The organism is Streptomyces daghestanicus, from assembly GCF_020521275.1.
GTDB classification, from domain to species: domain Bacteria; phylum Actinomycetota; class Actinomycetes; order Streptomycetales; family Streptomycetaceae; genus Streptomyces; species Streptomyces griseoviridis.
Map to the genome: position 1 here is coordinate 1,690,000 of NZ_BNDX01000008.1, position 20,001 is coordinate 1,710,000.

A 20,001-nucleotide genomic window follows, 5' to 3' on the forward strand; every position below is an offset into this window, starting at 1 on the left:
CCAGGTCTTCGTCCGGGACTCCCGAAGGCCCCCGCCGGGGCCACCTCACCGTCGCCCCCGCCACCTGGGCGGCCTCCCTCCCGTACGCCTCCGACCACTGACGCACCGGCCGCCGACGGAAAACGGGGCGCCCCGGAAGGGACGCCCCGCCCGTGCCCGCGTGCAGCGGGCCCCGCCGGCTCAGCTCGTGGTCGACCGCCGGCGCCGCGACCCCGGCCGCCGCTCGCTCGGCCGCGTCACCGGATCGCCCGCCTCGATCGCCGCCGTCCGGCGCCGCGTCCCGAAGTCGGCCAGTGCCTCCGCCAGCTTCAGCACCGACGGTTCGGGGGCCATGACGTCGACCCGCAGCCCGTGCTCCTCCGCCGTCTTCGCGGTGGCCGGGCCGATACAGGCGATCACCGTCACGTTGTGCGGCTTGCCCGCGATCCCGACCAGGTTCCGGACCGTGGACGACGAGGTGAACAGCACCGCGTCGAACCCGCCGCCCTTGATCGCCTCCCGCGTCGAGGCCGGCGGCGGCGAGGCGCGCACCGTCCGGTAGGCGGTGACGTCGTCGACCTCCCAGCCCAGCTCGATCAGCCCGGCGACCAGCGTCTCCGTGGCGATGTCGGCCCGCGGCAGGAACACCCGGTCGATCGGGTCGAAGACCGGGTCGTACGGCGGCCAGTCCTCCAGCAGACCGGCGGCCGACTGCTCGCCGCTCGGCACCAGGTCCGGCTTCACGCCGAAGGCGATCAGCGCCTTGGCGGTCTGCTCGCCCACCGCGGCGACCTTGATCCCGGCGAAGGCGCGGGCGTCGAGCCCGTACTCCTCGAACTTCTCCCGGACCGCCTTGACCGCGTTGACCGAGGTGAACGCGATCCACTCGTAGCGGCCCGTCACCAGGCCCTTGACCGCCCGCTCCATCTGCTGGGGCGTGCGCGGCGGCTCGACGGCGATGGTCGGCACCTCGTGCGGCACGGCCCCGTAGGACCGCAGTCGGTCGGAGAGCGACGCCGCCTGCTCCTTCGTGCGCGGCACGAGCACCTTCCAGCCGAACAGCGGCTTGGACTCGAACCACGACAGCTCGTCGCGCCGGGCGGCGGCGGAGCGCTCACCGACCACGGCTATCACCGGCCGGCCGCCGTCCGGCGACGGCAGCACCTTCGCCTGCTTCAGCGTCTGCGCGATCGTCCCGAGGGTCGCCGTCCAGGTGCGCTGCCGGGTCGTCGTGCCGCCCACCGTCACCGTGATCGGCGTGTCCGGCTTCCGCCCCGCCGACACCAGCTCGCCGGCGGCGGCGGCCACCGAGTCCAGCGTCGTGGAGACGACCACCGTGCCGTCCGACGCGCCGACCTCCGTCCAGCACCGGTCCGACGCCGTACGGGCGTCCACGAACCGCACGTCCGCGCCCTCCGCGTCCCGCAGCGGGACACCGGCGTACGCGGGCACGCCGGTCGCGGACGCGACGCCGGGGACGACCTCGAAGGGCACCCCCGCGGCGGCGCACGCCAGCATCTCCTCGGCGGCGTACGTGTCGAGCCCGGGGTCCCCGGACACCGCACGGACCACCCGCCTGCCGCCCCGCGCGGCCTCCATGACAAGATGTGCGGCATCCCGCACGGCGGGGACACCAGCGGCTGTTGACGCGCCGTCGACGACCGCCAGCTGAGGCGCGCCTGTGCCCGGGACCGGACCACCGGACGGGTCCGGATCGGTGTGCACCTCGGCGACACCGCGCCTGGCGTGCGTCCGTACGACGTCGAGCACCTCGTGCTCGGCGACGAGGACGTCCGCGTGCGCCAGCGCCTCCACGGCGCGCAGGGTCAGTAGTCCCGGATCTCCGGGGCCGGCACCGAGGAAGGTGACGTGCCCGGGTTCCGGGCCGGCGGGAAGGGTGGTGGGGCTCAATGTGCTCGCTCCCCCATCAGACCGGCCGCGCCCTGGGCGAGCATCTCGGTGGCGAGTTCGCGACCGAGTGCCAGTGCCGCCTCGTGCGTTGCGGGCACGGGACCGGTGGTGGACAACTGCACCAGCGTCGAGCCGTCGGTCGTGCCGACGACGCCGCGCAGGCGCATTTCCTTGACAGTCTGTCCGCCGGCCAGGATGTCGGCCAGCGCCCCCACGGGTGCGCTGCAGCCGGCCTCCAGGGCGGCGAGCAGTGATCGCTCGGCCGTTACGGCGGCCCGGGTGAAGGGGTCGTCGAGTTCGCCGAGCACGGCGATCAGCGCGGAGTCCTGGGCGGTGTGCCCCGCCCTGCACTCGATCGCCAGTGCCCCCTGGCCGGGGGCGGGCAGAACCGTGTCGACCGACAGGAAGTCGGTCACCTCGTCGCTGCGGCCTATCCGGTTCAGTCCGGCGGCGGCCAGTACGACGGCGTCCAGCTCACCCTTGCGGACGTACCCGATGCGGGTGTCGACGTTGCCCCGGATCGGAACCGTCTCGATGTCCAGGCCGTGCGCGCGGGCGTACGCGTTGAGCTGCGCCATGCGCCGGGGGGCGCCGGTGCCGATGCGCGCCCCGCGCGGCAGGTCGGTGAACTTGAGCGCGTCCCGGGCGACGATCACGTCCCGCGGGTCCTCGCGCTCGGGTACGGCGGCCAGCACCAGCCCCTCCGGCTGCGCGGTCGGCAGGTCCTTCAGCGAGTGGACCGCGAAGTCGACCTCCCCCCGCAGCAGTGCCTCGCGCAGCGCCGCCACGAACACCCCCGTGCCGCCGATCTGCGCGAGATGCTCCCGCGACACATCGCCGTACGTGGTGATCTCGACCAGTTCAACGGGCCGACCGGTCACCTGGCTCACGGCGTCCGCCACCTGCCCGGACTGGGCCATGGCGAGCTTGCTGCGCCGCGTCCCCAGTCTCAGTGCCTTCTCGGTCATGCCGGTCCTCGGTTCTTCTCAGTGCTGTTTGCGGCCCGGGAGACGGAGGCCACCGTCTCGGGTTCGAGGTCGAACAAGGTGCGCAGCGCGTCCGCGTACCCGGCGCCGCCGGGCTCGGCCGCGAGCTGCTTGACCCGTACGGTCGGCGCGTGCAGCAGTTTGTCGACCACGCGCTTGACGGTCTGGGTGATCTCGGCGCGGTGCTTGTCGTCCAGGCCGGGCAGCCGCCCCTCCAGCCGGGCGATCTCACTCGCCACGACCCCGGCGGCCATGGCGCGCAGCGCCACCACGGTGGGCGTGATGGTCGCGGCCCGCTGGGCGGCGCCGAACGCGGCGACCTCGTCGGCGACGATCCGCCGGACCTGGTCGACGTCGGCGGCCATCGGGGCGTCGGCGGACGCGTCCGCGAGCGACTCGATGTCGACCAGCCGGACCCCGGCCAGCCGGTGCGCGGCGGCGTCGATGTCGCGCGGCATGGCCAGGTCCAGGAGGAAGAGGACGGGCTCGGGGCGCGGTGCCTCGGCGACCGGCTCGGGCCGCCGCATCTCCGGCACCCGCCCGGCGCTTGCCGCGGTCGCGGCGAGCGCGGAGATCAGCTCGGCGTCGGCCCCGCCCTCCCGCGGCCGGTCCACCGCCGTGCCGCCCGCGGCCCACGCCCCGTGCTGCTCCAGCGTGGCGGCGTCCATCCCGGCCACCGCCGCCTCGCCCAGCACGGAGAAGCCGGACTGCGCGGCGGACAGGTCGAGCGGACAGCCGTCGTCGGCACCGGCACCGGCCGGCGCCGACTCGGCCACCCGTACGTCCGCGGCGGCCGCGATCTCGACGGGCCTGCCGGTGCGGCCCCGCACCGCCGCGACGACCGCGTCGGCGGTGAGCACAAGCCCGGTGGCGCCGGTGCAGGAGACGGCGACGTCCGCACGTGTCAGCTCGGCCGGCACCGCGTCCATCGGTACCGCGCGGGCCACCACGTCGGTGTCGTCGCCCCCGGTCAGGATCTGGGCGAGCCGCTCGGCGCGCTCGAAGGTGCGGTTGGCGACCACGATCTCGGCCACCCCGGCCCGCGCCAGCGTCGCCGCGGCCAGTGAGGACATCGACCCGGCGCCGATGACCAGCGCCTTCTTGCCCCCGGCCCACCGCTGTACGTCGCCGCCCGCGGCCAGCTGCTCCAGGCCGAAGGTGACCAGGGACTGCCCGGCGCGGTCGATGCCGGTCTCGGAGTGGGCGCGCTTGCCGACCCGCAGCGCCTGCTGGAACAGGTCGTTCAGCAGCCGGCCGGCGGTGTGCAGGTCCTGCGCGCGGGCCAGCGAGTCCTTTATCTGCCCGAGGATCTGGCCCTCGCCGACGACCATCGAGTCCAGTCCGCAGGCCACCGAGAACAGATGGTGGACGGCCCGGTCCTCGTAGTGCACGTAGAGATAGGGAGTGAGCTCCTCCAGGCCGACCCCGCTGTGCTGGGCGAGCAGCGTGGACAGCTCGGCGACCCCGGCGTGGAACTTGTCCACGTCGGCGTACAGCTCGATGCGGTTGCAGGTGGCCAGCAGCGCGGCCTCGGCGGCCGGTTCGGCGGCGACCGTGTCCTGGACGAGTTTGACCTGCGCGTCCGCGGTCAGCGAGGCCCGCTCCAGGACGCTGACCGGGGCGCTGCGGTGGCTGAGTCCGACGACGAGGAGGCTCATGCCGGCATCACGGCGGGGACATCCCCGTCAGGACCCTGATCGGCGGAGGCGGAAGCAGGGGCCGAGCCGGAGCCGGACGCGCCGGCGGCCGGTGCGGCGGCGCGCTTGCGGGCGGCGGCGGGCACGGCGGCCGCGGCCGCGGCCTCCTCGCCGGCCTTGCGCTGCTCGTGGAAGGCGAGGATCTGGAGTTCGATCGAGAGGTCGACCTTGCGCACGTCGACGCCGTCGGGCACGTTCAGCACGGTCGGCGCGAAGTTCAGGATGGAGGTCACCCCGGCGGCCACCAGCCGGTCGCAGACCTGCTGGGCGGCGCCGGCGGGGGTGGCGATCACGCCGATGGACACCCCGTTGCCGGTGATGATCGACTCCAGCTCGTCGGTGTGCTGCACCGGGATGCCGGCCACCGGCTTCCCCGCCATCGCGGGGTCGGCGTCGATGAGCGCGGCCACCCGGAAGCCGCGGGAGGCGAAGCCGCCGTAGTTGGCGAGCGCGGCGCCGAGGTTGCCTATACCGACGATCACGACCGGCCAGTCCTGGGTCAGGCCCAGCTCGCGGGAGATCTGGTAGACGAGGTACTCGACGTCGTAGCCGACCCCCCGGGTCCCGTAGGAGCCGAGGTAGGAGAAGTCCTTGCGCAGCTTCGCGGAGTTGACCCCCGCCGCGGCGGCCAGCTCCTCGGAGGAGACCGTGGGCACCGAGCGCTCCGACAGTGCGGTCAGCGCGCGGAGGTACAGCGGAAGCCTGGCGACGGTGGCCTCGGGAATCCCTCGGCTGCGGGTCGCCGGTCGGTGTGTTCGGCCAGTTGCCACGATGCTCCTGCGGGTAGAGCGGGGCTGTAGGCGGTCATACGTCCCTACACGACCGCCCCGTCGACAGCAGGCTATGTCTTTGTGAACGCGTGCACAAAGATGGTGTCCGATTTGCCCGGCCAACGTGACCGGGGTCACGCGCCCCCGGCGCTCGAACGGGGAACCGGCGCGCCCGCGCACTCGTTCCTCTCCTATTGGGGGCAAAGCCGCCCACGCTCCTCACGATCCACGCCCCCGAGACCACGTCGCCATCGATCCTAAGCGACCATCCGGACCGACCGGGAACTACTCGGACTACCCGGACGACTCGGACCGCCCGGTCAGTGCCCTGCGCAGGCGTTCCTCGTTCACACGCCAGAAGGTGTGCTGGCGTCCGTCGACGAGGACGACGGGGATCTGCTCCCAGTACTCGTCGTGGAGCCGGCGGTCCTCGGTGATGTCCTTCGCCTCCCACGGGACGCCGAGGTCGGCGCAGACCTTCTCGACGACGAGCTGTGCGTCATCACACAGGTGGCAGCCGGGTTTGCGGATGAGGGTGACGAGATGGTCCTCGGGACGGGACGGGCGCTCGGGACGCGGCGGCGTCCTCTTGCGGAAGACGGGGCTCATACGGGCCATTCTCGCGCGCCCCGCGCCGTACGGAAGCCCCCCGGCGACGCCATCGCGACGCGCCGGGCGCACCGCTTCTCCGACGGCGCGGTCACGCGAAGTTCACAGCCTCCCAACCTCTCGGCTCCGGAACACCCGAACAGACTGGCTATGCTCACGGACATGGCCGCTCTTGGATGGCTCACTCCCCGGAGGCGCTCCGCCACCGCGCGCAGCGTGCTGGCAGGCGAGGCGTCGGCGGAGGCCGCCCGCAAGTCCACCCAGGACCTCCCCGCGCCCGAGGCCGCCGGGAAACCGGACTTCCCGGTCCACGGCGACGACCGCGCCGCCGCCTTCTTCGACCTGGACAACACGGTGATGCAGGGCGCCGCGCTCTTCCACTTCGGACGCGGCCTGTACAAGCGGAAGTTCTTCGAGACCCGCGACCTGGCCCGCTTCGCCTGGCAGCAGGCGTGGTTCCGGCTGGCCGGCACCGAGGACCCCGAGCACATGCAGGACGCCCGCGACTCCGCCCTCTCCATCGTCAAGGGCCACCGCGTCTCCGAGCTGAAGTCGATCGGCGAGGAGATCTACGACGAGTACATGGCCGAGCGCATCTGGCCGGGCACCCGCGCCCTCGCCCAGGCCCACCTGGACGCGGGCCAGAAGGTCTGGCTGGTCACGGCCGCCCCTGTGGAGATCGCCCAGGTGATCGCCCGCCGCCTCGGCCTGACCGGCGCGCTCGGCACGGTCGCCGAGTCGATCGGCGGCGTCTACACCGGCAAGCTGGTCGGCGAGCCCCTGCACGGCCCGGCCAAGGCCGAGGCGGTCCGCGCCCTGGCGGCGGCCGAGGGCCTGGACCTGACCCGCTGCGCCGCCTACAGCGACTCGCACAACGACATCCCGATGCTGTCGCTGGTCGGCCACCCCTACGCGATCAACCCCGACTCCAAGCTGCGCCGGCACGCCCGCGAGCTGGACTGGCGGCTGCGGGACTACCGCACCGGCCGCAAGGCGGCCAAGGTCGGCATCCCCGCGGCGGCCGGCGTCGGCGCCGTGGCGGGCGGCACGGCCGCGGCCATCGCCCTGCACCGCCGCCGGCGCTGACGGCCAATCCATCTGACGTACCCCGGGGAGACCCGCCTCAGTCCCCCTTCGCCCACCCGGGCACAACACGGACCCGTTGCGACGCCGAACCCAAACCCTTCCGATCAGAAACCGATCATCTTTCGGCACTTGATCAGCCGTCATTCGGTTACGTAAGCGACGTAATCGATGATTTGAGCAACTGGGTGTAGCAGCGCCTGTACGAAGCGTTATTCTCCTCAGACGCAATCCGGAACCCTCCTGTCGCTACGACGGGTGAAAGGTCCCGCACTGCACGTGATGGAAGCTCTGCCTCTGGGAGTCCCGTGTACCCACACGTCGGGGTTGACGCCTCGGGCCTGGCTACGCTGCGCGCAACGGTCAAAACGGTCCAAGACCTGTTGAGCGACTTCGTCCCCACCGCGTACGCCGTCCCCGCCCTCGCCGCGGCCGCCGCCCCCGTCGGCCCGGCCTACGCGCTCGCCGACGGCAGCGCCGCCGTCGGCAGACGGGGCCGGCCGTCGTCGGGGGCGACCGTCCGCCGGCCCGCCGCGGACAGCGACAGCGCCCGGATGATGGACCTGGTCGAGCGTGCCCAGTCCGGCGAGGCCGACGCCTTCGGTCGCCTTTACGACCAGTACAGCGACACCGTGTACCGGTACATCTACTACCGCGTGGGAGGCAAAGCCACCGCCGAGGACCTGACCAGCGAGACCTTTCTGCGCGCCCTGCGCCGCATCGGCACCTTCACCTGGCAGGGGCGCGACTTCGGCGCCTGGCTGGTGACGATCGCCCGCAACCTGGTCGCCGACCACTTCAAGTCCAGCCGCTTCCGGCTGGAGGTCACCACCGGCGAGATGCTCGACGCCAACGAGGTCGAGCGCTCACCCGAGGACTCCGTCCTGGAGTCCCTCTCCAACGCCGCCCTGCTCGACGCCGTACGCCGGCTCAACCCCCAGCAGCAGGAGTGCGTCACGCTCCGCTTCCTCCAGGGCCTCTCCGTCGCCGAGACCGCCCGCGTCATGGGCAAGAACGAAGGCGCCATCAAGACCCTCCAGTACCGGGCCGTCCGCACCCTCGCCCGGCTGCTCCCGGACGACGCCCGCTGACCCCCGCCCCAAGTCACCGTCCGTGACCGCCAGTTGACCCACAGGTCCGTTCGCCCGCCGTCCGTAACCCAAGTGCCGCACCACTCGTTGTGCGGGATGCAGGCTCCCTGTGGTCACCTCCTGGCCGACTCCGATCGCACGATCGTGTGGTCCTGGTCAGGGTGTGCAACCCTCAGGACCCCCTGGGGAGTCGACCGTCATGACGAGAGGAGGTGCCGCCAGTGATCGCGAACGTATCGGCGCACCGGCGGGCGAACGCCTTCGCCCAGGCTCTGGAGGAGCAGTCCGATCAGGACCCGGCGGCCGAGCAGTCCGAAGGACCGGCCCAGCCACCGGCCGCGGCCCCCGCGGACCGGACCGAGCAGGGCCGCTTGGTCGCCCTGGCCACCGGTCTCGACGCGCTGCCCAAGCCCGAGCTGGACCCGGAGGTCAAGGTCGTCCAGCGGGCCCAGCTGGTGGCCGCGTTCGAGGCCATGCTCCAGGAAGGCACCGCGGGGGGCGAGGCGGACCCGGTGGTCCCCGAGCAGCGCCGCGCCCGCGGCGCCCACCGGGCGACACCGCTCAGCAGACTCCGGCCCCGCTCCCGACTGGCCAAGGGCCTCACCGCCGGCGGACTCAGCGTCGGCGTGGCCGCGGGAGCCTTCGGCGGAGTCGCCGCGGCCAGTTCCGACGCCCTGCCGGGCGACTCCCTCTACGGCCTCAAGCGCGGCATAGAGGACTTCAGGCTCGGCCTCGCCGAAGGCGACACCGAGCGCGGCCGGAGCTACCTCGACCGGGCCTCCACCCGGCTGAACGAGGCCCGACGGCTCATGGAGCGCGACCGCGGCGGCCCCCTCGACCACGAGACCCTCGGCGAGATCCGCCGCACCCTGTCCGGGATGCAGCACGACGCCTCCGAGGGCCACCGCCTGCTCAGCGCCGCCTACGCCCGCGACCCCGACTCGCTCAGCCCCCTGCGGGCCCTCTCCTCCTTCTCCCGCTCCCACCGGGACGCCTGGGGGACCCTGCGGGAGCGGCTGCCGGTCCAGCTCGGCGACGTCAGCGACCGGGTCTCCTCGGTGTTCGACGCCATAGACGAGGACGTAGCCCCGCTGCGCTCCCTGATCCCCCAGCCGCCGTCCCAGGACGACGACGCGGGCGAACAGGACGGCGGCTCCGGACCGGCCGGCACCACGCCCGCCGAGCCGGACAGCTCGGCACCGCCCAGCACCGGCCGGAGCGACTCCGGCGAGCAGGGCCGTACCGACAGCGGAAGCCCCAGCGAGTCCGCCGGCCCGGACCGCCGCGAGAGCGGGGGCCTGCTCGGCGGCGGCACGGGCGGTCTGCTCGACCCGCCGAAGGAGACCACCCCCACGTCCCCGTCCACCGACAGCAGGACGCCCGCCCCCGAGCCGGACGTCACGCTGCCGCCCCTCCTCCCCGGCCTCCTGCCGGGCCTCGGCATCCAGGGCGAGAACGACAACTGAAGACACCCGGCCCGTACGGCGGTGGGGCTCCCCCACCGCCGTACAGCCGTGCCCGGAAGACCACGACGTGCCTAGAAGAACACCGACCGCCGCTGCACCAGCAGCTTGTACAGCGTGTGCTGGATCTGTTCCCTGACCTGGTCGGTCAGGTTGAACATCAGCATCGGGTCCTCGGCCGCCTCCGGCGGATAGCCGTCCGTGGGGATCGGCTCGCCGAACTGGATCGTCCACTTCGTCGGCAGCGGCACCGCGCCCAGCGGGCCGAGCCAGGGGAACGTCGGCGTCAGCGGGAAGTACGGGAAGCCCAGCAGCCGGGCCAGCGTCCGGGCGTTGCCGATCATCGGGTAGATCTCCTCGGCCCCCACGATCGAGCACGGCACGATCGGCGTGCCGGCCCGCAGCGCCGTGGAGACGAACCCGCCCCGGCCGAACCGCTGGAGCTTGTACCGGTCACCGAACGGCTTGCCGAGTCCCTTGAACCCCTCCGGCATCACCCCGACCAGTTCTCCCTGCCCGAGCAGCCGCGCCGCGTCCTCCGCGCAGGCCAGGGTGTGCCCGAGCTTGCGGGCCAGTTCGTTGACGACCGGCAGCATGAAGACCAGGTCCGCCGCGAGCAGCCGCAGGTGCCGGCCCGCCGGATGGTGGTCGTGGACGGCGACCTGCATCATCAGGCCGTCCAGCGGCAGCGTCCCGGAGTGGTTGGCGACGATCAGCGCGCCGCCCTCGGACGGGATGTTCTCCACGCCCTTCACCTCGACCCGGAAGTACTTCTCGTACATCGGGCGCAGCACCGACATCAGCACCTGGTCGGTCAGCTCGGCGTCGTAGCCGAAGTCGTCGACCTCGTACTCCCCGGTGAGCCGCCGGCGCAGGAAGGCCAGGCCGCGCGCGATCCGCTCCTCCAGCCCCTCCCCGGCCCCGTCCCCGGTCGCCGGCTGCGGCGACGGCACGTTTTCGTCCTCGTCCGGCACCGGCCCCCGCGCCTCCGGGCCGCCGTCCCGGACAGGCAGCGCCTGGACCTCGCCGGCCGGCGCCTGCTCCCCCGCGCCCTTGGGCCGGCTCCCCGGGCCGCCCCGGCGCCGCGCGGCGCCCCCGCGGGACCGGTCGTCGTCGAACGGAATGACCTTGGCGTCCGCCATCGTTGCTGCGCTCCTCAGTTGGCGCTCTGCGTCGGGGCCGGGCCGTCGCCCGTGGGGGCGGCCAGCGCGGCGATCCGGTCGACGGCCTTCGCGACGGCCTGGGGCGGGAGCAGCCCCGCCTCCCGGCTGCGCGCGAAGTCCGCGAACGTCTCCGCGGTGGTGTGTCCCGGCCGGAATCCCAGCGTCTCGCGCATCTGACCGGTGTCCACGACCCGGCCGTGGGTGAGCAGCCGGATCTGCTCGGGGGAGAAGTCCGTCATCCCCAGCGTACGCACCAGGGACCCCGCCCAGGTGACCGCCGGCAGCGGCAGCGACACCGTGGGCCGGCCCAGCCGCCGCGCGCACTGGGAGAGCAGCAGGACACCGTCCCCGGCGATGTTGAAGGTGCCGCTGTTGAGGGTGCCCCGCTCCGGCTCGTGCGAGGCGATGCGCAGCACGTCGATCACGTCGTCCTCGTGCACGAACTGCAACCGCGGGTCGTAGCCGAACACCGTCGGCAGCACGGGCAGCGAGAAGTACGAGGCGAGCGGCGTCTCGGTGACCGGGCCGAGGATGTTGGCGAACCGCAGCACGCACACCGCGACGTCCGGCCGGCGCCGCGCGAAGCCCCGCACATACCCCTCGACCTCGACGATGTCCTTGGCGAAGCCGCCGCTGGGCAGGGCCTTCGCCGGGGTGGTCTCGACACAGACGGCGGGATCGCGCGGCGCGGACCCGTACACGTTGGTGCTGGACTTCACCACCAGCCGCCGTACGGTCGGGGACTTCTGGCAGGCGCCGAGGAGCTGCATCGTCCCGATGACGTTGGTCTCCTTGACCGAGGTGCGGCTGCCGCTGCCCAGCGGCGTGCCGGTGACGTCCAGGTGGACGACCGTGTCCGCGCCCGTCTCGGCCAGCACCCGCGCGATGGTCGGCTGCCGGATGTCGGCCCGTACGAACTCGGCGCCGCCCAGATGATGCTCGGGCGGTACGGCGTCCACCCCGACCACCCGGTCCACCGCCGGGTCCCGCTGGATGCGCCGCACGAAACGGCCGCCCAGCTGACGGGCGACTCCGGTCACGAGCACGACCTTGCCCAAGATCAGCGCCTTCCTCTCGGTCCCCTGCCGTGTTCCCCGCCCGCGGGCCAACTTAGCGGGTCGGCATGGCGCTGTGACGACCACCGGACGCGCGGCCTGACGGAAACCGGCCGTACGGCCCCGCCCACCCGCCCCGCGGACGACTGTGGCCCCCCACCGGTGCGGTGGGGGGCCACAGGACACGCCTTCGCGGCGTCGCGTCGCGTACTGCTCGGTGCGACTTACTTCTTGTTACGACGCTGCACGCGCGTGCGCTTGAGCAGCTTGCGGTGCTTCTTCTTGGCCATCCGCTTGCGCCGCTTCTTGATAACAGAGCCCACGACTACCCTCGCTCACTTCTCATCACTCGGTTGTTTGGGCGCCATGGGCCCACACGACCTACGAGGGGCTAGCCTACCCGCCCGAGCGCTGAGGTCGTAATCGAGGGGACGGGGGAGGTCCGAAGGGACTGCCGAGGACCTCCCCCGGGCCCTGCCGGCCGATGTCAGGCCGTGTCCACCCCCACGAAACTCTCGCGGAGGTACTCGTGAACCGCGTTCTCCGGGACGCGGAACGACCGTCCCACCCGGATCGCGGGCAGATGACCACTGTGCACCAGCCGGTACACGGTCATCTTCGACACTCGCATCACCGAGGCGACCTCCGCCACGGTAAGGAACTGAACCTCGCTCAGAGGCCTCTGGTCTCCAGCCATGACACACCTGAACCTTCCGCACTCGACGGCCACCGGCTTCCCCTTCCGGTGACTCTTCGTCGCTGCGTGCTCACTCCCCAATGTAGGTGCGGGTGATGCGAGTGGGGAAGAGGTGCACCCATCGGCGTCCTACTGGGACAGACACGCTCGTTTGAGTACGTAGCGGGTAAGCGGCAGGTAGTAATCGGACCGCGCGCCGTCATCAAGTGGAACGACGAGGGACACGGTCCCCTCTGCCTCCCCCACGAAGAGCGCGGGATCGTCCGCGTCGGCGAGCCCGATGGCCTCGAACCCCAGCTGACCTGCTCCGCAGACCCATCCGTGGTCCCCGATCACCAGCTCGGGCAGCGCCCCGCCGGCCTCGGCGGCACCGGCCAGCAGGGTCCGAACCGGGAGGGGTGAGTGGGTATGTGCGCCGGGCTCACGACCCGGGCGTTCGCCACCGGGTTCCCGCACCAACGCGACGCCTCGTACGTAGTCGAGGTTGTACGTGCGTAGACCGAACCGGGTCGTTATGTCGACACGGCGACCCTGCGCCGGGGTGAGGACGGTACATCCCGCCGCCGACAGGGCGTCCGCGAGAGCGGCGTAGAAACCGAGCAGCCGCCGCGGATGCCCGGTACCGATCACCACCGGGGAGCCCTTCCGGGCCGCTTCCGCCAGCCGGTCCGCGAAGGCGTCCAGCGCGGTCAGCGTCCGCCAGGGGTCGATGACGTCCGGCCCGGTGACGTACCGGGGGTCGGCCGAGACCCCGCACCGGTCCGCCATCAGCTCGACCAGGTCCCGCTGCCGCCAGGCCCCTACGGGGTCGATCCCGAGCAGCGCCCGCGGGTCCCGCGCCGCGAACAGCCGGTACCGCCGCAGACTCGCCTCCCGCGAGGTGCTCACGACACCGGCCAGCCGGGCGCCCACCAGATAACCGACCACCTCATCACGCCTCACACCCCCCGATGCTGCCCCACCCCCACCGCAGGCGCACGCGCCCCGCCCCGCCCCCGCGGGCGCAGGGCCGCGCGGCGCCCCCGCCCAACGCCCCGCGCTGGCCGGCACCGGACCCCGCGAACCCCCAGCCATCAGCCATCAGCCATCAGCCATCAGCCGGCAACCGTCACGCCAACAAGCCCCGCAACGGGAACACCGCCCGCCGAGCCGCCACCACCGCCTGGTCCACCCGGTCGGCGGGGTCGTACCCCGCCTCCCACGCCCCCCACGACACCGGCCACCGCCCGTCCGTCATCCGCATCGGCCCCAACTGCCGCGTCCGCGCGTACGCCTCCTGCCGCCACCCCTGTGGAATCACCGTCTCCGGGTCCACCGGCCGCCCCGCCGCGATCCCCACGAGATGCGTCCAGGACCGCGGTACGACCTCCACGACCGCGTATCCCCCGCCGCCCAGCGCCACCCACCGCCCTCCGGCGTACTCGTGCGCCAGCTCGTGGCAGGCCGCCTGCACCGCCCGCTGCGCGTCCAGCGACACCGCCAGATGCGCCAACGGGTCCTCGAAGTGCGTGTCCGCCCCGTGCTGCGTCACCAGCACCTGCGGCCGGAAGGAGACCGCCAGCTCCGGCACCACGGCGTGGAACGCCCGCAGCCACCCCGAGTCCCCGGTCCCCGCCGGCAGGGCCACGTTCACCGCCGACCCCTCCGCGGCGCCGTCCGCCCCCGTCTCCTCCGGCCACCCGGTCTGCGGGAACAGCGTCCGCGGATGCTCGTGCAACGACACCGTCAGCACCCGCGGGTCCTCCCAGAACGCCGCCTGCACCCCGTCCCCGTGGTGGACGTCGACGTCCACGTACATCACCCGTTCCGCGCCCAGTTCCAGCAGCCGCGCGATGGCCAGCGCCGCGTCGTTGTACACGCAGAACCCGGACGCCGCCCCCGGCATCGCGTGGTGCAGCCCGCCCGCGAAGTTCACCGCGTGCGCCGCGTCGCCCCGCCACACGGCCTCCGCCGCCCCGACCGACTGCCCCGCGATCAGCGCCGACACCTCGTGCATCCCCGCGAACGCCGGATCGTCGACCGTCCCCAGCCCGTACGACCCGTCCGCCGCGCCCGGATCGGCGGACGCCGCCTTCACGGCCGCGACGTAGTCCTCCCGGTGCACCAGACGCAGTGTGGAATCCCCGGCCGCCTTCGCCGCCACCACGTCCACCTCCCGGTCCAGCCCGAAGGCGTCGACCAGGCGCCGCGTCAGCGCCAGCCGCACCGGGTCCATCGGATGGTCCGGCCCGAAGTCATACTTCGTGACCGCTTCGTCCCACATCAGCCGCGCGCGCCCGCTCATGCCCGCCACCGTATCGGTCCGCTCCCCCGCCCCCGAAGGACCGGGCGTACACCACCGTCACCAGCACCAGCGTCATCGGCACGAGCATCGCCCCCCGATAGCTCCAGGCGTCCCCGAGCGCTCCCACCAGCGGCGAACCGACCAGGAAACCGACGTAGTTGAAGACGTTCAACCGGGCCACGGCGGCGTCCGAGTTCCCCGGGAACAACCGCCCCGCCGCCGCGAAGGTCTGCGGCACCAGCACGCACAACCCCAGCCCCAGCAGCGTGAACCCGGCCATCCCCGCCCATGCCCCCGGCGCCCCCGCCACCACCGCGAACCCCGCCGCGGCCACCAGTGCCCCACCCCGTACGACCGCCACGGCCCCCAGCCGCCGCACCCCGAGGTCCCCGGCCGCCCGCCCCACCAGCGTGGTCACCATGTACACGTTGTACGGCACAGTCGCGAGCTGCTCGGAACTCCCCAGCACGTCCTGGAGGTACTTCGCGCTCCAGTTGGAGACCGTCGAGTCCCCGATGTAGGCGAACGTCATCACCAGGCACAGCGGCACCAACACGCCGAACCCCACGCCCCCGCCGGCACCGTCCCCCGGCTCGCCCCCACCCGCTTCCCCGTCGACGTACCACCGGCTCCCGACCAGCGCCGCCGGCACCAGCACGGCCACCACCGGCAGATACGACACCCACAGCGCCAGCTCCCAGTGCGCACCCGCCCACGCCAGCGAGGCTCCCAGGATTCCCCCGAGGCTGTACGCCGCGTGGAACCCGAGCATGATGCTGCGCCCGTACGTCCGTTGCAGGCTGACGCCGAGCATGTTCATGGAGGCGTCCAGCGCGCCCACGGCCAGCCCGAACACGGCGAGCGCGACGGCCAGCCCGGCCGTCCGCTCCCCCGCGCCCACTCCGAGCAGCGCCAGCAGCACCACCGGCTGGGACCACCGCAGCACCCGGCTGGGCCGCACCCTGCGTACCAGCCGCCCGGTCAGCACGCTCCCGGCCCCGGCCAGCACCGGCACGGCCGCGAGGAAGGCCGGCAACAGGGCGTCGGAGACGCCGTACCGGTCCTGGATCGCGGGGATGCGCGTCACGAGCAGGGCGAAGGCGGCACCTTGTGCGAAGAAGCCGAACGCCAGTGAGGCCCTGCCCCGGCGCAACACATCCGTCATGGCGGCGAGCGTAGGGCCCTGCCCGACGCCTGGGTAGATCCGGTCAAAGGTGAATCGCCGTCACCTCTTACGCCGTGTCCGCCAGCAGACCGGGCAGTTCCCGCATGTCGGCGAAGAGCTTCCCCGCCCCGGCCAGTTTCGCCGCCGGTGTCATCGCCGTGAAGCCGAGGACGTCCATCCCCGCCGCCACGGCCGCCCGCACCCCGAGCGGGCTGTCCTCCACGACGACGCACCGTCCCGGCTCCACGCCCATCCGGGCAGCCGCGTGCAGGAACAGATCGGGAGCCGGCTTCCCCCGTCCCACGTCCTCCGAGCTGAAGATCCGTCCGTCGTCGAACCACCGGTCGAGCCCGGTCTTCCGATGCCCCACCCGGATGCGCTGATGGCTCCCCGACGAGGCCACGCAGTACGCCACGCCCTCGGCGGTCAGTTTCTCCAGCACCTCCTCGACCCCCGGCACCGCTTCCAGCTCCCGCTCGAAGGCCGCGAACACCCGCCCGTGAAAGACGTCGTCGAAGTCCGCGGGCAGCCCCCGCCCACTGCGTTCCCGGATCACATCGTGAACCCGGTGCATCGCGGCCCCCATGTAGTCCCGCAATGAGTCCTCGTACGAAGTGGGATGCCCGAGTTCGGTCAGATAGCCGGCCAGCAGCCGGTTGGAGATCGGCTCACTGTCGACGAGCACACCGTCGTTGTCGAAGATAACCAGGTCGTAGCGCATGCCTCGACCCTAAACGCAGAAAACCCCGCACCATAAGGTGCGGGGTTCCCCGACAAAAACTGTTCGGCGGTGTCCTACTCTCCCACAGGGTCCCCCCTGCAGTACCATCGGCGCTGAAAGGCTTAGCTTCCGGGTTCGGAATGTAACCGGGCGTTTCCCTAACGCTATGACCACCGAAACACTATGAAACAAACAACAACCAGCACTACATGGCTGTTCGTGGTTTCAGAACCAACACAGTGGACGCGAGCAACTGAGGACAAGCCCTCGGCCTATTAGTACCAGTCACCTCCACACCTCACGGTGCTTCCAGATCTGGCCTATCAACCCAGTCGTCTACTGGGAGCCTTAACCCCTCAAAGGGGGTGGGAGTCCTCATCTCGAAGCAGGCTTCCCGCTTAGATGCTTTCAGCGGTTATCCCTCCCGAACGTAGCCAACCAGCCATGCCCTTGGCAGAACAACTGGCACACCAGAGGTTCGTCCGTCCCGGTCCTCTCGTACTAGGGACAGCCCTTCTCAAGACTCCTACGCGCACAGCGGATAGGGACCGAACTGTCTCACGACGTTCTAAACCCAGCTCGCGTACCGCTTTAATGGGCGAACAGCCCAACCCTTGGGACCGACTCCAGCCCCAGGATGCGACGAGCCGACATCGAGGTGCCAAACCATCCCGTCGATATGGACTCTTGGGGAAGATCAGCCTGTTATCCCCGGGGTACCTTTTATCCGTTGAGCGACGGCGCTTCCACAAGCCACCGCCGGATCACTAGTCCCGACTTTCGTCCCTGCTCGACCCGTCGGTCTCACAGTCAAGCTCCCTTGTGCACTTACACTCAACACCTGATTACCAACCAGGCTGAGGGAACCTTTGGGCGCCTCCGTTACTCTTTAGGAGGCAACCGCCCCAGTTAAACTACCCATCAGACACTGTCCCTGATCCGGATCACGGACCCAGGTTAGACATCCAGCACGACCAGACTGGTATTTCAACGACGACTCCCCCTGAACTGGCGTCCAGAGTTCACAGTCTCCCAGCTATCCTACACAAGCCGAACCGAACACCAATATCAAACTGTAGTAAAGGTCCCGGGGTCTTTCCGTCCTGCTGCGCGAAACGAGCATCTTTACTCGTAGTGCAATTTCACCGGGCCTATGGTTGAGACAGTCGAGAAGTCGTTACGCCATTCGTGCAGGTCGGAACTTACCCGACAAGGAATTTCGCTACCTTAGGATGGTTATAGTTACCACCGCCGTTTACTGGCGCTTAAGTTCTCAGCTTCGCCCCACCGAAATGGAGCTAACCGGTCCCCTTAACGTTCCAGCACCGGGCAGGCGTCAGTCCGTATACATCGCCTTACGGCTTCGCACGGACCTGTGTTTTTAGTAAACAGTCGCTTCTCGCTGGTCTCTGCGGCCACACCCAGCTCAGACCGTAAAGATCATCACCAGACGTGGCCCCCCTTCTCCCGAAGTTACGGGGGCATTTTGCCGAGTTCCTTAACCATAGTTCACCCGAACGCCTCGGTATTCTCTACCTGACCACCTGAGTCGGTTTAGGGTACGGGCCGCCATGAAACTCGCTAGAGGCTTTTCTCGACAGCATAGGATCATCCACTTCACCACAATCGGCTCGGCATCAGGTCTCAGACTATTGCCAGGCGGATTTACCTACCTGACGTCCTACACCCTTACCCCGGGACAACCACCGCCCGGGATGGACTACCTTCCTGCGTCACCCCATCACTCACCTACTAACCGCTTGGGCCGGCGGCTCCACCACTTTCCATCCCCCGAAGGGTCCGGAACGGCTTCACGGCCTTAGCATCACGATGCTCGATGTTTGACGCTTCACAGCGGGTACCGGAATATCAACCGGTTATCCATCGACTACGCCTGTCGGCCTCGCCTTAGGTCCCGACTTACCCTGGGCAGATCAGCTTGACCCAGGAACCCTTAGTCAATCGGCGCACACGTTTCCCACGTGTGTATCGCTACTCATGCCTGCATTCTCACTCGTCAACCGTCCACAACTCGCTTACACGGCTGCTTCACCCGGCAGACGACGCTCCCCTACCCATCACAGCCTCCGTTGGGAGTATTGCTGCAATGACACGACTTCGGCGGTACGCTTGAGCCCCGCTACATTGTCGGCGCGGAATCACTAGACCAGTGAGCTATTACGCACTCTTTCAAGGGTGGCTGCTTCTAAGCCAACCTCCTGGTTGTCTCTGCGACTCCACATCCTTTCCCACTTAGCGTACGCTTAGGGGCCTTAGTCGATGCTCTGGGCTGTTTCCCTCTCGACCATGGAGCTTATCCCCCACAGTCTCACTGCCGCGCTCTCACTTACCGGCATTCGGAGTTTGGCTAAGGTCAGTAACCCGGTAGGGCCCATCGCCTATCCAGTGCTCTACCTCCGGCAAGAAACACACGACGCTGCACCTAAATGCATTTCGGGGAGAACCAGCTATCACGGAGTTTGATTGGCCTTTCACCCCTAACCACAGGTCATCCCCCAGGTTTTCAACCCTGGTGGGTTCGGTCCTCCACGAAGTCTTACCTCCGCTTCAACCTGCCCATGGCTAGATCACTCCGCTTCGGGTCTTGAGCGTGCTACTCAAACGCCCTGTTCGGACTCGCTTTCGCTACGGCTACCCCACCCGGGTTAACCTCGCAACACACCGCAAACTCGCAGGCTCATTCTTCAAAAGGCACGCAGTCACGAGGCAAGCACAAGTGCTCACCCGACGCTCCCACGGCTTGTAGGCACACGGTTTCAGGTACTATTTCACTCCGCTCCCGCGGTACTTTTCACCATTCCCTCACGGTACTATCCGCTATCGGTCACCAGGGAATATTTAGGCTTAGCGGGTGGTCCCGCCAGATTCACACGGGATTTCTCGGGCCCCGTGCTACTTGGGTGTCTCTCAAACGAGCCGCTGACGTTTCGACTACGGGGGTCTTACCCTCTACGCCGGACCTTTCGCATGTCCTTCGCCTACATCAACGGTTTCTGACTCGCCTCACAGCCGGCAGACTGTAAAAGAGAGATCCCACAACCCCGTATACGCAACCCCTGCCGGGTCTCACACGCATACGGTTTGGCCTCATCCGGTTTCGCTCGCCACTACTCCCGGAATCACGGTTGTTTTCTCTTCCTGCGGGTACTGAGATGTTTCACTTCCCCGCGTTCCCTCCACTTGCCCTATGTGTTCAGGCAAGGGTGACAGCCCATGACGACTGCCGGGTTTCCCCATTCGGACACCCCCGGATCAAAGCCTGGTTGACGACTCCCCGGGGCCTATCGTGGCCTCCCACGTCCTTCA

At 70.1% G+C, this 20,001-nt stretch carries 16 protein-coding genes and 2 rRNA genes (1 of these 18 only partly in view); 3 read left to right on the top strand and 15 right to left on the bottom strand.

Annotated elements, in window-relative coordinates:
- Positions 1–180: 180 nt before the first annotated feature.
- The 5 genes from Sdagh_RS17170 to Sdagh_RS17190 form a co-directional block, all read right to left on the bottom strand.
- Entirely contained in the window at positions 181–1,890 is a 1,710-nt protein-coding gene (locus Sdagh_RS17170; protein WP_189424568.1) for a bifunctional uroporphyrinogen-III C-methyltransferase/uroporphyrinogen-III synthase, read from the bottom strand.
- Complete coding sequence (gene hemC, locus Sdagh_RS17175) at positions 1,887–2,858, bottom strand: hydroxymethylbilane synthase (RefSeq protein ID WP_189424566.1); 972 nt, start codon at positions 2,856–2,858, stop codon at positions 1,887–1,889. The genes Sdagh_RS17170 and hemC overlap by 4 nt, the downstream gene beginning before the upstream one ends.
- Positions 2,855–4,534 carry a glutamyl-tRNA reductase gene (locus tag Sdagh_RS17180; protein ID WP_189424564.1) on the bottom strand — a complete coding sequence of 560 codons (1,680 nt, stop codon included), beginning with the start codon at positions 4,532–4,534 and terminating at the stop codon, positions 2,855–2,857. The genes hemC and Sdagh_RS17180 overlap by 4 nt, the downstream gene beginning before the upstream one ends.
- Positions 4,531–5,343, bottom strand: coding sequence for a redox-sensing transcriptional repressor Rex (locus tag Sdagh_RS17185; RefSeq protein ID WP_189424561.1), 813 nt, complete (start codon positions 5,341–5,343; stop codon positions 4,531–4,533). Before Sdagh_RS17185 ends, Sdagh_RS17180 begins: the two co-directional genes overlap by 4 nt.
- A gap of 294 nt (positions 5,344–5,637) precedes the next feature.
- Entirely contained in the window at positions 5,638–5,961 is a 324-nt protein-coding gene (locus tag Sdagh_RS17190; protein ID WP_189424559.1) for a glutaredoxin family protein, read from the bottom strand.
- Between the two features lie 153 nt (positions 5,962–6,114).
- Between Sdagh_RS17190 and Sdagh_RS17195 the strand changes: the two genes are divergently transcribed.
- From Sdagh_RS17195 to Sdagh_RS17205, 3 genes are all read left to right on the top strand, one after another.
- Positions 6,115–7,038 carry an HAD family hydrolase gene (locus Sdagh_RS17195; protein WP_189424557.1) on the top strand — a complete coding sequence of 308 codons (924 nt, stop codon included), beginning with the start codon at positions 6,115–6,117 and terminating at the stop codon, positions 7,036–7,038.
- Positions 7,039–7,343: 305 nt separating this feature from the next.
- Positions 7,344–8,126 (top strand): ECF subfamily RNA polymerase sigma factor, BldN family, encoded by a 783-nt coding sequence (locus tag Sdagh_RS17200; RefSeq protein ID WP_189424555.1) that lies wholly within the window; start codon positions 7,344–7,346, stop codon positions 8,124–8,126.
- Between the two features lie 221 nt (positions 8,127–8,347).
- A complete protein-coding gene (locus tag Sdagh_RS17205; protein WP_190077898.1) occupies positions 8,348–9,592 on the top strand; it encodes a DUF5667 domain-containing protein in 1,245 nt (414 codons plus the stop codon).
- A 71-nt stretch (positions 9,593–9,663) separates the two neighbouring features.
- Here the strand turns inward: Sdagh_RS17205 and Sdagh_RS17210 are convergent, their stop codons facing one another.
- From Sdagh_RS17210 to Sdagh_RS17255, 10 genes are all read right to left on the bottom strand, one after another.
- Positions 9,664–10,731 carry a lysophospholipid acyltransferase family protein gene (locus tag Sdagh_RS17210; RefSeq protein WP_190077897.1) on the bottom strand — a complete coding sequence of 356 codons (1,068 nt, stop codon included), beginning with the start codon at positions 10,729–10,731 and terminating at the stop codon, positions 9,664–9,666.
- Positions 10,732–10,745: 14 nt separating this feature from the next.
- Positions 10,746–11,810 carry an NAD-dependent epimerase/dehydratase family protein gene (locus Sdagh_RS17215; RefSeq protein ID WP_189424548.1) on the bottom strand — a complete coding sequence of 355 codons (1,065 nt, stop codon included), beginning with the start codon at positions 11,808–11,810 and terminating at the stop codon, positions 10,746–10,748.
- A 221-nt stretch (positions 11,811–12,031) separates the two neighbouring features.
- Positions 12,032–12,130, bottom strand: a complete 99-nt coding sequence (locus Sdagh_RS17220; protein ID WP_003948845.1) for a 30S ribosomal protein bS22 — start codon at positions 12,128–12,130, stop codon at positions 12,032–12,034.
- Positions 12,131–12,294: 164 nt separating this feature from the next.
- Positions 12,295–12,504 (bottom strand): helix-turn-helix domain-containing protein, encoded by a 210-nt coding sequence (locus Sdagh_RS17225; RefSeq protein WP_189424546.1) that lies wholly within the window; start codon positions 12,502–12,504, stop codon positions 12,295–12,297.
- 129 nt (positions 12,505–12,633) lie between these two features.
- The gene (locus Sdagh_RS17230) at positions 12,634–13,446 is read right to left on the bottom strand and encodes a phosphatase (RefSeq protein ID WP_226535249.1); all 813 of its coding nucleotides are present in this window, start codon (positions 13,444–13,446) and stop codon (positions 12,634–12,636) included.
- Between the two features lie 166 nt (positions 13,447–13,612).
- A complete protein-coding gene (locus tag Sdagh_RS17235; protein WP_190077895.1) occupies positions 13,613–14,788 on the bottom strand; it encodes an acetoin utilization protein AcuC in 1,176 nt (391 codons plus the stop codon).
- The gene (locus Sdagh_RS17240; RefSeq protein WP_190077894.1) at positions 14,739–15,953 is read right to left on the bottom strand and encodes an MFS transporter; all 1,215 of its coding nucleotides are present in this window, start codon (positions 15,951–15,953) and stop codon (positions 14,739–14,741) included. The genes Sdagh_RS17235 and Sdagh_RS17240 overlap by 50 nt, the downstream gene beginning before the upstream one ends.
- A 67-nt stretch (positions 15,954–16,020) precedes the next feature.
- A complete protein-coding gene (locus Sdagh_RS17245; RefSeq protein ID WP_189424538.1) occupies positions 16,021–16,674 on the bottom strand; it encodes an HAD family hydrolase in 654 nt (217 codons plus the stop codon).
- A 61-nt stretch (positions 16,675–16,735) separates the two neighbouring features.
- Positions 16,736–16,852, bottom strand: a 5S ribosomal RNA gene (gene rrf, locus Sdagh_RS17250).
- A gap of 77 nt (positions 16,853–16,929) precedes the next feature.
- Positions 16,930–20,001: ribosomal RNA gene (locus Sdagh_RS17255) — 23S ribosomal RNA — on the bottom strand (it continues 49 nt past the right edge of the window).